14 protein-coding genes are annotated in these 13,505 nt (G+C 65.9%); 1 reads left to right on the plus strand and 13 read right to left on the minus strand.

The window, feature by feature from the left end; translation table 11 throughout:
• Window positions 1-9: 9 nt before the first annotated feature.
• The 6 genes from GE073_RS13810 to GE073_RS13830 all read right to left on the minus strand — a co-directional run bounded on the left by GE073_RS13810 (window position 10) and on the right by GE073_RS13830 (window position 5,501).
• Complete coding sequence (locus tag GE073_RS13810; RefSeq protein ID WP_228551523.1) at window positions 10-1,461, minus strand: spore germination protein; 1,452 nt, start codon at window positions 1,459-1,461, stop codon at window positions 10-12.
• Window positions 1,462-1,511: 50 nt separating this feature from the next.
• Window positions 1,512-1,646 (minus strand): hypothetical protein, encoded by a 135-nt coding sequence (locus GE073_RS25820; protein WP_255309697.1) that lies wholly within the window; start codon window positions 1,644-1,646, stop codon window positions 1,512-1,514.
• A 129-nt stretch (window positions 1,647-1,775) separates the two neighbouring features.
• The gene (locus GE073_RS13815) at window positions 1,776-2,567 is read right to left on the minus strand and encodes an undecaprenyl-diphosphate phosphatase (protein ID WP_043110844.1); all 792 of its coding nucleotides are present in this window, start codon (window positions 2,565-2,567) and stop codon (window positions 1,776-1,778) included.
• A 73-nt stretch (window positions 2,568-2,640) separates the two neighbouring features.
• Window positions 2,641-3,768, minus strand: a complete 1,128-nt coding sequence (locus GE073_RS13820; protein ID WP_153783701.1) for a DUF3900 domain-containing protein — start codon at window positions 3,766-3,768, stop codon at window positions 2,641-2,643.
• Window positions 3,769-3,823: 55 nt separating this feature from the next.
• On the minus strand, window positions 3,824-4,315 hold the full coding sequence (locus tag GE073_RS13825; RefSeq protein WP_153783702.1) for a glycosyl-4,4'-diaponeurosporenoate acyltransferase CrtO family protein: 492 nt from the start codon (window positions 4,313-4,315) through the stop codon (window positions 3,824-3,826).
• Window positions 4,305-5,501 (minus strand): glycosyltransferase family 2 protein, encoded by a 1,197-nt coding sequence (locus GE073_RS13830; RefSeq protein WP_153783703.1) that lies wholly within the window; start codon window positions 5,499-5,501, stop codon window positions 4,305-4,307. The genes GE073_RS13825 and GE073_RS13830 overlap by 11 nt, the downstream gene beginning before the upstream one ends.
• 174 nt (window positions 5,502-5,675) lie before the next feature.
• Between GE073_RS13830 and GE073_RS13835 the strand changes: the two genes are divergently transcribed.
• Window positions 5,676-7,175, plus strand: coding sequence for a phytoene desaturase family protein (locus tag GE073_RS13835; protein WP_153783704.1), 1,500 nt, complete (start codon window positions 5,676-5,678; stop codon window positions 7,173-7,175).
• 109 nt (window positions 7,176-7,284) lie between these two features.
• Here GE073_RS13835 and GE073_RS13840 read toward each other — a convergent pair whose 3' ends face one another.
• The 7 genes from GE073_RS13840 to mbhE all read right to left on the minus strand — a co-directional run bounded on the left by GE073_RS13840 (window position 7,285) and on the right by mbhE (window position 13,492).
• Entirely contained in the window at window positions 7,285-7,524 is a 240-nt protein-coding gene (locus tag GE073_RS13840; RefSeq protein ID WP_028597328.1) for a hypothetical protein, read from the minus strand.
• A gap of 150 nt (window positions 7,525-7,674) precedes the next feature.
• Window positions 7,675-8,067, minus strand: coding sequence for a monovalent cation/H(+) antiporter subunit G (gene mnhG / locus GE073_RS13845; protein WP_028597329.1), 393 nt, complete (start codon window positions 8,065-8,067; stop codon window positions 7,675-7,677).
• Window positions 8,060-8,335: a Na(+)/H(+) antiporter subunit F1 gene (locus GE073_RS13850; protein WP_028597330.1), complete on the minus strand. Its 276-nt coding sequence runs from the start codon at window positions 8,333-8,335 to the stop codon at window positions 8,060-8,062. Before GE073_RS13850 ends, mnhG begins: the two co-directional genes overlap by 8 nt.
• Window positions 8,335-8,811: a Na+/H+ antiporter subunit E gene (locus GE073_RS13855; RefSeq protein WP_028597331.1), complete on the minus strand. Its 477-nt coding sequence runs from the start codon at window positions 8,809-8,811 to the stop codon at window positions 8,335-8,337. The genes GE073_RS13850 and GE073_RS13855 overlap by 1 nt, the downstream gene beginning before the upstream one ends.
• A gap of 6 nt (window positions 8,812-8,817) precedes the next feature.
• Window positions 8,818-10,308, minus strand: a complete 1,491-nt coding sequence (locus GE073_RS13860; RefSeq protein ID WP_028597332.1) for a Na+/H+ antiporter subunit D — start codon at window positions 10,306-10,308, stop codon at window positions 8,818-8,820.
• Window positions 10,301-10,639 (minus strand): Na(+)/H(+) antiporter subunit C, encoded by a 339-nt coding sequence (locus GE073_RS13865; protein ID WP_028597333.1) that lies wholly within the window; start codon window positions 10,637-10,639, stop codon window positions 10,301-10,303. Before GE073_RS13865 ends, GE073_RS13860 begins: the two co-directional genes overlap by 8 nt.
• A complete protein-coding gene (mbhE, locus tag GE073_RS13870) occupies window positions 10,640-13,492 on the minus strand; it encodes a hydrogen gas-evolving membrane-bound hydrogenase subunit E (RefSeq protein ID WP_028597334.1) in 2,853 nt (950 codons plus the stop codon).
• Between the last annotated feature and the right edge of the window lie 13 nt (window positions 13,493-13,505).

The raw sequence follows: 13,505 nt of genomic DNA on the forward strand, positions 1-13,505 counted from the left end.
CTCTCTTTTTTATTCCGACGGCTTGGCCGGGTCGCGCCGGTCCGCCGCCAGGAACCGCCGCCGCTCCAGCATGGCAGGCAGCGGGAAGCGGACGAGCATGTCCTTGAAGTCGTGGGCGCGGTACGATCCGAGCGGACGCAGGAACGGCGTGCCGAAGCTCTTGAGGCGGGACAGATGGGACAGCAGCAGCAGGAAAAACAGCACGACTCCGTACAAGCCGTAAACGGCGGCGCTGAACATCGCTCCGAAGCGCAGCATCCGGATGGAGATGCCGGCGCTGTAGACGGGAATCACGAACGACGAGATGGCCGTAATCGCCACGACGATGACCAGGATCGGACTGATGATGCCCGCTTGAACGGCGGCCTCCCCGATGATGAGGCCCCCGACGATGCCCATCGCCGGTCCGATCGGCTTGGGCAGTCGCAGCCCCGCCTCGCGCAGAATTTCCAGCGACACCTCCATGATCAGCGCTTCGATCAGCGAAGGGAACGGCACGCCCTGCCGGGCTCCGACCACGGTCAGGGCCAGCTTGGTCGGGATGAGTCCCGGATGGAACGAGGTGAAGGCGATATAAAGAGCGGGGGTGAACATCGCGATCAGGGCGGAGAAGAAGCGCAGCATGCGGATCAGCGAGCCGGGCAGCCAGCGCTCGTAATAATCCTCCGGCGACTGGATGATCATCGGCAGCGTGAACGGCGCGATCAGGGCGAACGGCGTCCCCTCCAGCAGGATCGCCGCCCTCCCCTCCAGCAGGCCCGACATCACCCGGTCCGGCCGCTCGGTATTTTGCAGTTGCTGGAACGGGCTGTAGGAGTTGTCCTCGATCATCTGCTCGATATACCCGGACTCCGGAAAGTCGTCCCCCTCCAAGCCGCGGATCCGCAGCTTCATCTCTTCGATCAGGCCGGCCTGGACTACGTCCCGCATGTAGACGATGAGCAGCGGCTTGCGCACGGCGCTGCCGACTTCGAGGCGCTCCATCGCCAGATCGGGCACGGAGCCGTACGAACGGAGCAGCGCGGCATTTTTCTCGAGCGACTCGCAAAAGCCGATCCGCGGTCCGCGCAGCACCGCCTCGGAGATCGGCTCTTCCAAGCTCCGCGCCTCGATATGCCGGGTATCGACCAGCAGCGCGTCGGGCAATCCTTCCGCGAGCAGCGCCGTGCTCCCTTCTTGGACCTCCTTCAGCAGCTCCTCCAGCCCTCCCGTCCAGCGCTCGGCTCCCGAGGCCTGCAGTCGCAGCTTGAGCCGCTCCGCAGCCGCTTCTCCGTCCTCCGGATGTTCCGGCGCAGGGAACGCGGCCATCTCCGTCCGGATCGCCTCCAGCTTGCTCTCCTGGACCATGCCCGGTATATAAAGCATCAGCGCGTGAGCCGTCCGCCCGAAGCTGATCTCGCGCCGCGCCATGTCGGCGCGGGTCTCCAGCCGATCGAGCAGCTCCTCTCGGAGCTCGCCCACGATGCCGTCCCCATCCCAAGCTTTCTCCGCCCGCCCCACGCCGCTCCCGCTCACCGCTTCCAATCCTTCTTCCTCGCCGGCTCCAGCTTCCGGGCGAGCGCGGACAGCGCCCAGGGCACGACGGCGGCCGTGACGGCGAATCCCCACATCGAGGGGGTCAGCAGCCGCTTCAACAGCTCCTCCATTCGCACACTCTCCTTTGACGGTTTGCTCTGCCTTAATGTGCGCGGGCTCCATCCAGCTTATCCCAAGACATGAAAAAGCCGGCGTCCGCATGGACGCCGGCTTGTACCCGTAAGCGCTGGATGTTGAGTCTACATCACAAAAAGGAAGAATAAGGCCGCCAAGACGAAGCGGTAGTACGCGAACCAGCTGAGCTTGAGCTTTTTGATCAGGTTGATGAAGGTGACGACGGCGATCAGCCCGACGATGAACGATACGACGAGGCCGACGAGCAGCAGGCCGTAATCTTCCCGGACGAGCAGGTCGCGGCTCTTGTACAGGTCGACTCCTGTCGCGCCGAACATCATCGGCACCGACAGGATGAACGTGAAGTCGGCCGCCGCCTTTTGGCTCGTGCCCATGAAGATGCCGCCGGAAATCGTCGAGCCCGAGCGCGAGAAGCCGGACCAGAGCGCGAGGATCTGGAAGACGCCGATGCCGAACGCCTGCTTGTAGGTGATGTCGTCGACCGTCTCCGCCGACGGCACATGCCGCTTCTGATACTGCTCGGCGGCGATCATGAGCAGGCCGCCCGCGATCAGCGCGAGCAGCACCGTCGTCGGTCCGAACAGATGCTCCTTGATGAAGCCGTGCAGCACGACGCCCAGGACGCCGGCCGGAATCATGCCGAGCACGATATGCAGCGCGTTGAGGCCCGAGCCTTTGGAGAAGTCGAACTTCAGGAAGCTGATGAACCGCTTGAAATAAAGGACAAATACGGCCAGCACGGCGCCAAGCTGCACGACGACCTCGAACGTGCCGGCCTTGTCGCCCGTAAAGTTCATCAGATCGCCTGCCAAAATCATATGGCCGGTCGACGAGACCGGCAAAAATTCCGTCAAGCCCTCGATGATGCCGAGGACGACCGCCTTGATGTAATCCACTCGCTCCACTCCTGTCCCTGCATGCTGATTTCGACTTTATCGGTTCATGAGAAATAGACGTCGGAAGGACGCCTTACCACGGCACGTCCCCATCATCCTCCGGCGCGAGATCCGAAGCGGCGGCCGCCTCGGCCTCCGGCTCGGACGTCCCGATGACCTCCATCACCTGCGCGAGCTCCGGCGGATGCAGCAGCTCGACCGGCGACAGTCCCCGCTCGAACTGGAACGCGTCGCCCTCGATGACAGCGACGTATTTGCCGTTGTGGCAAGCGAAATGAAGCGAGCGGCCGAAGTCGGTGAGCAGGCCTTTGACCTGCACGCCGCCGAGCTTGAAGCTGAGCCCGAGATCCTCCTTCTGCTCGACGAGCAGGGCGGAAGCCTCGTACACCTGCTCCGGCGTCCAGCGCTCGAGCAGCTCCCGCTTCTCGGAGGCGGCCCAGATCTCGACGGCCTCCTCCTCTTCCTTGCGCAGCGGGCTCGCGTCGTCGCGCCACTTGTCCTCCATGTACTGCTGCACCATGTCCAGCACCCGCTCGCCCATCACCTCCGGCAGCGGACGCTCGTAGCTGACGAACTTGAGGAAGTCCTCGAAGTAGCGGGCATGCGACGCCTGGTGGATCTTGACCTCCCACGGCTCGAGCATGCCCTCCTCCGGCATGTGCGGGTACTGGATCGACTTGATCGTGCGCGCGCTGATCGCCATCTCGACGTTCGCGACGAGGCTGCGCTCGTCGGCGATGCGGGCGATCTTGGACTCGAAGTCGCACTTGAGCACGAACAGGAACGGCGTGTCGAACAGCTTGCTCAGCGTCGCCTGCACGGCGATGAGCGCTCCGCCCCGCACCGCCGAGGTGTCCATGTAGATCCGCACCAGCTCGTCCGCGATGCCGTGGAACCGCTCCGCCGTATCGGCCGTGCGAAGCCGCTGCAGCAGGTTGTAATCGGGATTGCTGTCCAGCTCATAGCCGGGCTCGACCCGGAACCGTCCGATCTTGGTCGGGACGGACTCGGAGGGCGGATGCCGCTCCGCCTTGCGCTTCACGATGCGCGCGAACTCGCCGCTCAGGAAATCCTTGAGCGGGCTGTCCTCGTAGTCCTCGCCGTCCATCGTCTGGAAGTGACGGAACCGCTTGCCGGAATCCGTTCCTTCCCCATCCGTCTGGATGACAAAAAAGCTTATGTACTGCACGTCAAATTCCATTCCCGCAAGACAGCTCCCTCTACCCTATTCTTCCAGATGGCCGGATATCACTTTCCTAGAATAGCATACTCGGCTTGGCCGCGACATGACTTTCAGCAGGCGCGCGATTGTAGCGCTGGACGAGAATGCAGGGAATGTTCGCGATAAGCGCATATATCGTCATGATAATCATGCCGATCGCGTTATTCCACAACGCAAAAAGCGGCAGCGGCAGCAGCATCGCCCAGTGGGTCAGCTCTCCCCGACGCGTCTCCGCCGCGAAGCGCTCGAGATACTCGCGGCTGCCCGAGCGCAGGCGCCGCTTCGGAAAGCCCGCCTTCACCCACCCGCCTCCATCCGGCAGCCGGTCCTTCCAGCGCTGGACGAGCAGCCGCCGCTCGTACCAGCGGCCGCCGGCCTCGAAGCCGCGCAGGCGGGTCACCGGCCCGTCGGCGGCGAAGCGCTCCCAGGGAATGCGGATCGCGGCGGCGACGGCGGCTCCATGCAGGAGCAGCCAGACGGCGGCATCAAGCAGGATGACGGCCGCCGGACCGAGCTCATGCGACATCGAGATCCCTCCCTTTCCAGCTCACGCGGCGGCGAACGAAGGCGCGATAGAAGGACAGCGCGAACACGGCGAAAAAATAGAGCAGCGGCAGCGGGTACAGCAGAGCGGCCAGCCAGCCGAAAGAGCCCGCGTGCTTCCAGGCCCGCCGCGCGCTGAGGACGGCGAGCGCGTAGAGCAGCGCGGCGGCGGACAGCGCCCCGGCGGCTGGAAGGCCGCCCTGCGCGAGCGCCGCCGCTGCCGCGGTCAGCTGCTCGAGCCATGCCGCGGCGGCGCCGGACAGCCCGCTGACCCAGCCGATCATGAGCAGCAGCGCCGCCGCCGGCGTGCCGCCGGCTCCGAGCGCGATGCTTTTGCTCCAGCCCGCCGTCATCTCGCTCCAGCCGCCCGCATACATGCGGAAGGCCAGCCGCTCTCCGCCCAGCAGCGCCAAGCTCCGCCTGCTGCAGGCGGCGAAGCGGGCGGCCAGGCGGTCGTGGTCGAGAATCTCCCCCTTGACCGCCTCGTGGCCGCCTGCCGCCTCGTAATCGTCGCGCCAGCAGGCGAGGCAAGGCCCGAACGAGCCCGGCCGGGAGCCGCCGACGCGCCGCCAGGCGGCGAACCGTCCCGAGCCGGCGATGACAGCGGCATTCAGCATCGCCGACAGCTGCTCGCGGAGGCTGTCCGCGCGATGCCAGGGCTGCACGGTGACGACGGTGCCGGCCGGGCAGGCGGCGGACAGCGCCTCGAGAAAGTCCGGCCCCGGACGGGCGTCCGCGTCCAAAAAGACGATCCGGCCGCTTGCGGAGGCGGCTGCGCCCCGGCTGCACGCCCAGTTTTTGCCCCGCCAGCCTGCAGGCAGGCTGCCGGCCGGAACGACGCGCACGCCCGCATGCTTGGCCGCGGCGGCGGCGGTTTCGTCCGTCGATCCGTCGTCGACGACGACGATGTCCGCTTGAACCGTCTGGCCGAGCAGCAGCGGCAGCAGCGCCTCGAGATTGCGAGCCTCGTCGCGCGCCGGAATGACGACGCTCCAGCGCCCGGCCTGCGCTGCCTCCTTGTCCGCAGACGAGCCAGCCTCGCGGAAAGATTCATTCGCTGCCGCCGGCTCGAGCTCGCTCCCGAGCTTTGCCGCCGTCAGCCGCCGCTCGGCCAGCAGCAGCCTGCCCAGCGCCAGCAGCCCCAAGGTCAGCCACCATCCTGCATCCATGCCAGTCCCTCCCCGTTTCGTACGATGCTTGATTTTTTGCCCCCGCCGCGTATTCGCGGAGCGAAAAGCGCCCACAATGGGTAAAAGAGGAAATCGGGAGATTTGCCCGGTCCTAAGCTAGTATGGACGATCCATCGCCCGTCAAAACCGCATGGACTAGAGGAGGAACTAGAGTTGAGCAAAACGATCATCGTCGTCGGAGGCGGCCTGGCCGGCCTGTCGGCTGCGATCCGCCTGAGCGCGGACGGCCACCAGGTCACCGTGCTCGAAAAGAACGAGCGCGCCGGAGGCAAGCTGAACATCCGTTCCGGCAAAGGCTACCGGTTCGACACCGGTCCGTCGATTCTGACGATGCCCTGGACGCTGGAGCAGCTGTTCCGCTCCGCCGGCCGCGACCTGCATGACTATGTCAAGCTGAAGCGCGTCGAGCCGCAGTGGCGCGGCCTGTACGAGGACGGCGCGACGCTCGATCTCGTCGGCGACCTGCCGCAGATGCTGGAGGCGATCGGAGAGCTGTCGCCGGACGACCGCGAGCGCTTCCTCGGCTATTTGGACTACAGCCGCAAGCAGTACGATCTGAGCCTGAAAAGCTTTTACAGCCGCTCGCTGTCCGGCCTGCCGGACCTGCGCCAGCAGCATACGCTCAAGGAGCTGCTCGCGATGGATCCGATGAAGACGACCGCGCAGCTGACCGCCCAGCATCTGAAGCATCCGCAGCTGCGCCAGATCTTCAATTTCTTCACGATGTATGTCGGCTCCTCCCCGTACGCCGCGCCGGCCGTCCTCTCGCAGCTGACGTACGTGCAGATGGGGCTCGGCATCTACTTCGTCGAAGGCGGGATGTACGAGATCGCCCGCGCCGAGCTGCGGCTGCTCGAGGAGCTGGGCGCCCAGGTGCGCACGGGAGCCGAGGCGGCGGACATCCTCGAAGCCGGCGGCCGGGCCGTCGGCGTGCGTCTGGCGAGCGGCGAGGAGCTGCGCGCCGATGCCGTCGTCTGCAACCTGGAGGCGATCCCGGCCCATCGCTCGCTGCTGCGGGACGTGCCGGGCGCCGATCGCCAGGCGGAGAAGCTCGCCAAGTATGAGCCGGCCGTATCCGGGCATGTGCTGCTGCTCGGCGTGAACCGCAGCTACGAGGCGTTCAAGCATCACAACTTCTTCTTCTCCCGCGATCCGGAGCGCGAGTTCCACGACATGTTCGTCGGCAAGATTCCGACCGACGACCCGACCGTCTACGTCGGCATCTCGTCCAAGACCGACCCGTCGCAGGCGCCGGAAGGCTGCGAGAACTGGTTCGTGCTGACGCATGTGCCGCCGCTGCGCGAGGGCGAGAGCTGGGAAGCCCATCGCTCCCGCTACCGCGAGCTCGTGCTGGACAAGCTCGAGCGGATGGGCGCCGACGGGCTCCGCGGGCATATCGAGTACGAGGAGCAGTTCATTCCGGACGATCTGCAGCAGCTGTACGGAGCGAACGGCGGCTCCATCTACGGCGTCGTCACCGACCGCAAGCTGAACGGCGGCTTCAAGATTCCGAGCCGCAGCCCGCTGCTCGGCGGCCTCTACTTCGTCGGCGGCTCCACGCATCCCGGCGGCGGCGTGCCGATGGTGACGCTGAGCGGCCAGCTGACGGCGGACCTGATCCGCGAGGATCTGTCCGCCTCCGAGGCGATGTAGTCCAGCCGACGCTAGAGCGTGCCGAGGGTGACCGATTCCGCTTGAAAAAGGGCTTTCGCCGGACCGATCCACGGTCGCGGCGAAAGCCCTTTTTTTGACGTCCGTCCACTCAGCGCCTGAACGAAGAAGTCGGCTTGCCCGTCTCGCGACGGCCGGCCTCGGACTTCCGCCGGCTTTTGCGGCGGCGATACGGAAGCGTCCATCGCGGCCGCTCTTCGAGCAGCGACAGCGACAGCCGGGCGAAGCCGAGGAATAGAGCCATGCCGAGCGAATAAATTCCGAACGGCCCTAGAAAAAACAGCACATACAGCAGCAATAAGATTCCAACGCGTCCGCACAAGGCCAGCATGCCGATTCAGCTTCTCCATTCCGAAAAGAAATAAGACCTTCAGGCTTTCTGCATGAATAGGCATATTTTACCACAATATTCTGGAAAGGACAGTGGTTTCTTCTCTTTTTTCCATTTTCCAGGAGAAATTCCGGATCGGCGGGCAGCGGCTCAGCGCAGCTTATCCCGTATTTCCGCTTGCTTCTTGGCCTGCGCCCGTTCCTGCTGCAGCGCCTCCTTGAGATCGTCGCGCGTGCTCCGCTCCCACAGGCGGACGCCGGTCCGGTAAGCGGCGCGGGCATTGAGATGCCCGGCCACCGGGCCGGTCAGGAAGACGAAGACGATGCCGAGCAGCAGCTTGACGCTGACGACGTCGTGGACGAACGTGTAATAAAGGAAAGCGCCGGTCAGGATGAACAGCACGCCGAGCGTAGCGCTTTTGGTCGCCGCATGGGAGCGCAGGTAGACGTCCGGCAGCCGGATCAGGCCGAAGGCGCTGAACAGGCTGAGCACGGAGCCGAACAGGACGATGACGGCCGAGCCGATCGCGAGCGCCTCATTCATCCTCCATCACCGCCCCTCTCTCGATATAGCGCGCGAAGGCGGTCGTGCCGATGAAGCTGACGATGCCGATGACGAGGATGATGTCGAAGTAGACGGTCGTTCCCTGCAGCATGCCAAATACGGCGATCATCGACAGCAGCAGGATGCCGATCGTATCGAGCGCGGCGATCCGGTCGGATACGGAAGGGCCTTTGAGCAGCCGGTACATGCAGCCCGCGATCGAAAGCATGAGCAGGACAAGCGACGCTTGCAGCAGCAGATCGACCATCAGCGCGTCACCTCCATGATCGCCCGCTCGAACGTCGAGCGGATCTGCTGACGCAGCTGCTCGGCGTCGCCGATATCCATCGCGTGGATGTACAGCGTCCGATGGTCGTCCGCCACGTCGAGCGTCAGCGTGCCGGGCGTGAGGCAGATGAGGCAGGCGAGCAGCGTCAGCTCCCCGTCGCTCTTGAGCCGCGTCTCCATCGCCACGATGCCGGGCCGGATCGTCAGCTTCGGCTTCAGGATCTGATAGATGACCGTGAAGCTGGACAGGAACAGCTCGCGGATGAAGATGAGGAGCAGGACGAGCACGGCCTTCACCTTGCGCAGGTAGAAGTCCCGCTTGAGGAAGCGGTTGAGCAGGCCGATGAACAAGAGCCCGAGCCCGAAGCCGGCCGCGAAGCGGGTAAAGCTGAGATCGTCATAGAGAAACATCCAGAGGAACGCGATCAGCAGGTTGATGAGAAACTGGGAAGCCATTCGGGCTCACTCCTTCCACACGGCGTCGATATAGTCGGACGGCGAGACGAGCGTGCGCGCCGCCTCCGCGGATGCCTGGACCATCCACTCCGAGCCAAGGCCCATGAGCACGACGAGCAGGCAGAGCGCCGCGGCGCAAGCGGTATGAGCCCTCGAAACGCGGGCCTCCTCCGCCGGAATCGGCAACGACGCCGGCGCTTCTCCCCAGAAAGCACGCATGAACAGCCGCACGAGCGCATACAGGACGACGAGGCTCGTCGCCAGCGAGATGCCGGCGAGCAGATGCGAGCCGGCCTCCAAGCCGCCTTGCACGAGCAGCAGCTTGCCGCCGAAGCCGCTGAGCGGCGGAATGCCGGCCGCAGCGAGCGAGGCGACGAGGAACATCCAGCCGACGAGCGGCAGCCGCCCGATCAGTCCCCCCATCTCGTCCAGGCGGCCGCTGCCGGCCGCGCGGATCATCATCCCGGCGAGCAGGAACAGCAGCGCCTTGACGGCCATGTCGTGGATCAGGTAAAAGACGGCGCCCTGCAGCGATTTTTCGCCGGAGACCGCCAGCCCGAAGGCGAGGAAGCCGACGCTGATGACGATGTTGTAGTTCAGGATGCGCATGACGTCCTTGCTCGCGAGCGCTCCGGCCGCTCCGAGCAGCATCGTCGCTCCGGCCATCCAGGCGATCCACTCCTGCGCGGCGAATCCGTGCCCGGCGGGGAAGATGAGCGTGAACGTGCGGATGAGCGCGTACAGCCCGACCTTGGTGAGCAGCGCGGCGAACAGCGCGGAAACGGCCGCCGGCGGCGCCTCGTACGCCTCCGGCAGCCAGAAGAACAGGAACAGGCCGGCTTTGAGCGAGAACACGATCAGGAAGAACACCGACAGGACGTCCAGCATGCCGCCGGAGCCGGCCTCGGCGATGCGGGCCGACAGCTGCGCCATGTTGAGCGTGCCGATCATCCCGTACAGGTAGGCGACGCCGGCCACGAACAGCGTCGAGGAGACGATATTGACGAGCATGTAGCCGAGCGTCGCCTTCAGCTGCCGCTTCGTGCCGCCCAGCACGAGCAGCGCGTACGAGGAGATGAGCATCACCTCGAAGCAGACGAACAGGTTGAACAGGTCGCCGGTCAGGAACGAGCCGTTCACCCCGGCGAGCAGGAAATTCAGGAACGGGTAGAAATAGAACTTTTCCCGCTCCGGTCCGACCGTCCCCATCGCATAGGCGAGGCAAAAGCCGGTCGTGACGCTGGCGGCGGTCACGAGCAGCGCGGCAAAAAAATCGGCGGCGAAGACGATGCCGAACGGCGCGGCCCAGCCGCCCATCGCCAGCGTCTGCATGCCGTCCGAGCCCGCCCTCGCGAGCAAGAGCGCGCTGGCCGCCGCTGTCACGGCGATGCCGGCGGCGCTGATCAGGCGCTGCAGGATCACCTTTTCCTTGAAGAAGAGCAGCAGCACGGCCGTGCACAGCGGCAGCAGCAGCGGCAGCACGACAAGATTAGTCATTCGCTTCCCTCCTGAGCTGCTCGGTATCGTCGGTGCCGATGGATTTGTACGCCTTGTAGGCGAGGACGAAGTAGAGCGACGTGACGCCGAAGCTGATGACGATCGACGTCAGGATGAGCGCCTGCGGCAGCGGGTCGACGTAGCGCTCGGCATGCTCGCCGAGCAGCGGCGCCGCTCCGCGCTTGAGGCCGGACATCGTCAGCAGCAGCAGATGGACGCTATGCGTCAGCAGCGACAGGCCGAGGATGACGCGCAGCAGGCTGCGGGCCAGGATCATGTAGACGCCGACGCCGAACAGGGCGCCGACGGCGAGCGCGAGCAGCAGCTCCATTTATTTGTCCCTCCCGATCGCCAGAATGATCGTCATCGTGATGCCGACGACGGTGAAGTAGACGCCCAGATCGAACAGCACGGCGGTCGCCAGCTCGTTCTGGCCGAAAAACGGCAGCTGCGCGTAGCCGAACGCATGGCTCAGGAACGGCTTGCCGAAGGCGAACGAGCCGATGCCGGTCAGCAGCGCGAGCGAGATGCCGCAGGCGCTGACGATGCGGAAGTCGACCGGCAGCGCCTTGCGGATCGTGCGCACGCCGAACGCGATGCTCATGAGCACGAGCGCCGAGGCGGTCATGAGCGCTCCGATGAAGCCGCCGCCCGGCTGATGGTGTCCGGCGAACAGCAGGTAGAGCGAGAACGTCAGGATGAGGAACAGGATGACCTTGGCCAGCGTCTGCAGGATGACGTCGTTGCTGCGCGCGTCCTCGTAGACGAGGCGGAACTCGCTTTCCCGCAAGCCGCTGCCCTCCTCCTCCGCCTCGCCCGGCCATTTGAGCCGGATGATCGCATAGATCGCGTAGGAGGCGATGCCGAGCACGACGATTTCGAGCATCGTATCGAAGCCGCGGAAGTCGACCAAAATGACGTTCACGACATTTTTGCCTCCGGCCAGCTCATAGCTGTTGCGGAGATAAAAGTCGGAGATCGAGCCGAACTTCCGGTCCGAGAGCGCGCCGAGCGCGACCAGCGTCATGGCGAGGCCGGCCGCGCCGGCGATCAGGCCGCTGGCCAGCTTCGTCCGGCGGGCGACGCGCTCCCGCTTGAGCGCCGGCAGATGATAGAAGCAGAGCAGGAACAGCGTGACGGATACCGTCTCGACGATCATCTGCGTCAGCGCCAGGTCCGGCGCGCGGAACAGGACGAAGAACAGCACGACCATATAGCCGACCGTGCCGGTCAGGATGATCGCCATCATCCGCGACTGCGCGAACGGAACGGCGAGCGTGGCCGCGATCAGCGCGAGCACGGCGATGCCCTCGAACAGCGTCACCGGCGCCATGCCGGACAGGACGACCGAAATGTCTCCGGCCAAGGCGGCCGCGATGGCCAGGAACGCGGCCAGCACGACGAAGATGTAGCCGGCGCTGCGGCGCATCCCTCCGTCCATGTATGCGGCTGTCAGCTTTTCCGAGCCGGCGTCGAGTCCGCGCAGCAGGCGCTCGTACATGCCGTTCCAGCTCAGGGGCAGCCGGATGGTCCGGTGCAGCGGCGCCCAGCGCGGCGCGGCGTACAGCAGCAGGCCGCCGACGGCGAATACGGCGGCCGTCAGCAGCAGCTCCGGCGTGACGCCATGCCATAGGGCAAGCTCGCCGTAAGCGTCCGGCGCTGCGGGATGCATCGACAGCAGCGCCGGCTGCAGCAGCCCCGGCGCCACCAGCGCCGGAGCCAGGCCGAGCAGCAGCGCCGCGGCGGCGAGCACGAGCGGCGGCGCCAGCAAGCCCCAGGACGGCTCATGGACGGCGGCCTCCCGCGTCTCGCGCGCCGGTCCGCCGAACGTGCGCCAGGCGAAGATGCCGCTGTAGACGAAGGTGAACGCGCTGGCCGTCCAGGCGACGGCCGGCACGAGCAGCGCGGCCAGGCTCCCCTCGCCCGCCCGATAGGCGTTCAGCGCCGAGCCGAAAAACAGCTCCTTGCTGAGGAAGCCGCCCAGCGGCGGCACGCCGGCCATCGACAGCGACGCCGCGAGCGAGACCGCGAACGTGACGGGCATGAACCGGATCAAGCCGCCGAGCCGCCGCAGGTCGCGCGTGCCGGTCTCGTGGTCGACGATGCCCGCCGTCATGAACAGCGCGCCCTTGAACGCCGCATGGTTGAGCAGATGCAGCAGCCCGGCCGCGGCTGCGGCCGCTCCGTAAGCGGCGTAAGGCGAGGCCGAGCCGGCCGGATAGACCGAGCCGAGCCCGATCAGCGCCGTCACGAGGCCGAGCTGGCTGATCGTCGAATAGGCGAGCAGCGCCTTCAGGTCGGTCTGCTTGATCGCGCGGAAGCTGCCGTAGACGAGCGTGGCGAGGCCGACTGCCGTGAGCGAGCCGTACCAGAGCTGCTGGCCGGCGAACAGCGGCGTCAGCCGCGCGGCCAGGTAGAGGCCGGCCTTGACCATCGTCGCGGAGTGCAGGTAGGCGCTGACCGGCGTCGGCGCTTCCATCGCGTCCGGCAGCCAGATGTGGAACGGGAACTGGGCCGACTTGGTGAATACGCCGAGCAGGATGAGCCCCATCGCCGGCAAGAGCAGCGGGCTGGCGGCGAGCGCCTCCGCCGAGCCGATCAGCTCCGAGACGCGCAGGCTGTCCCCGGCGATGCCGAGCAGCAGGAAGCCGGCCAGCATCGCGAGTCCGCCCATGCCGGTCACGAGCAGCGATTTGAGCGCGCCGTCCAGCGAAGCCTGCCGTCGATGCCAGAAGGCGATGAGCAGGAACGAGCTGACGCTCGTCAGCTCCCAGAACCCGTAGAGGACGATCAGATGATCCGACAGCACGACGCCGAGCATCGCTCCCATGAACAGCAGCAGGCAGGCGTAGAAGCGGCCGACCGCCTCGCGGCGGCGGTCCAGGTAAAAGATCGAATAGAGCACGACAAGCGCTCCGATGCCGCTGATGAGCAAGGCGAACAGCATCGCCAGGCCGTCGAGCCGAAGCTCGAGATTGACGCCGAGGCTCGGCATCCACGGCATGGAGGCGGAAAGCGGCGCGCCATCCCCGGCGGTCCGCAGCCGAAGGAAGCCCGCGAGCAGCAGAAGCGGGCCGGCGAGGGCGATCCAGCCCGCGTGCAGCCTAGGCGCGAGCCGGCTCAGCCAAGGAAGCGCGGCCGCCAGCAGGAAAGGGAGAAGCAAAAGGACATGAAGCAATGGCAAGATAGAGCCTCCT

The organism is Paenibacillus sp. B01 (assembly GCF_009649995.1).
Classification (GTDB): Bacteria; Bacillota; Bacilli; order Paenibacillales; family Paenibacillaceae; genus Paenibacillus_O; species Paenibacillus_O pasadenensis.

Coding starts and splice junctions, on each gene's coding strand:
- GE073_RS13860 (WP_028597332.1), bottom strand. CDS start 10,308: ATGACTAATCTTGTCGTGCTGCCGCTGCTGCTGCCGCTGTGCACGGCC.
- GE073_RS13830 (WP_153783703.1), bottom strand. CDS start 5,501: ATGGATGCAGGATGGTGGCTGACCTTGGGGCTGCTGGCGCTGGGCAGG.
- GE073_RS13865 (WP_028597333.1), bottom strand. CDS start 10,639: ATGGAGCTGCTGCTCGCGCTCGCCGTCGGCGCCCTGTTCGGCGTCGGC.
- GE073_RS13825 (WP_153783702.1), bottom strand. CDS start 4,315: ATGTCGCATGAGCTCGGTCCGGCGGCCGTCATCCTGCTTGATGCCGCC.
- mnhG (WP_028597329.1), bottom strand. CDS start 8,067: ATGAATGAGGCGCTCGCGATCGGCTCGGCCGTCATCGTCCTGTTCGGC.
- GE073_RS13850 (WP_028597330.1), bottom strand. CDS start 8,335: ATGGTCGATCTGCTGCTGCAAGCGTCGCTTGTCCTGCTCATGCTTTCG.
- GE073_RS13855 (WP_028597331.1), bottom strand. CDS start 8,811: ATGGCTTCCCAGTTTCTCATCAACCTGCTGATCGCGTTCCTCTGGATG.
- GE073_RS25820 (WP_255309697.1), bottom strand. CDS start 1,646: ATGGAGGAGCTGTTGAAGCGGCTGCTGACCCCCTCGATGTGGGGATTC.
- GE073_RS13840 (WP_028597328.1), bottom strand. CDS start 7,524: ATGCTGGCCTTGTGCGGACGCGTTGGAATCTTATTGCTGCTGTATGTG.
- GE073_RS13820 (WP_153783701.1), bottom strand. CDS start 3,768: ATGGAATTTGACGTGCAGTACATAAGCTTTTTTGTCATCCAGACGGAT.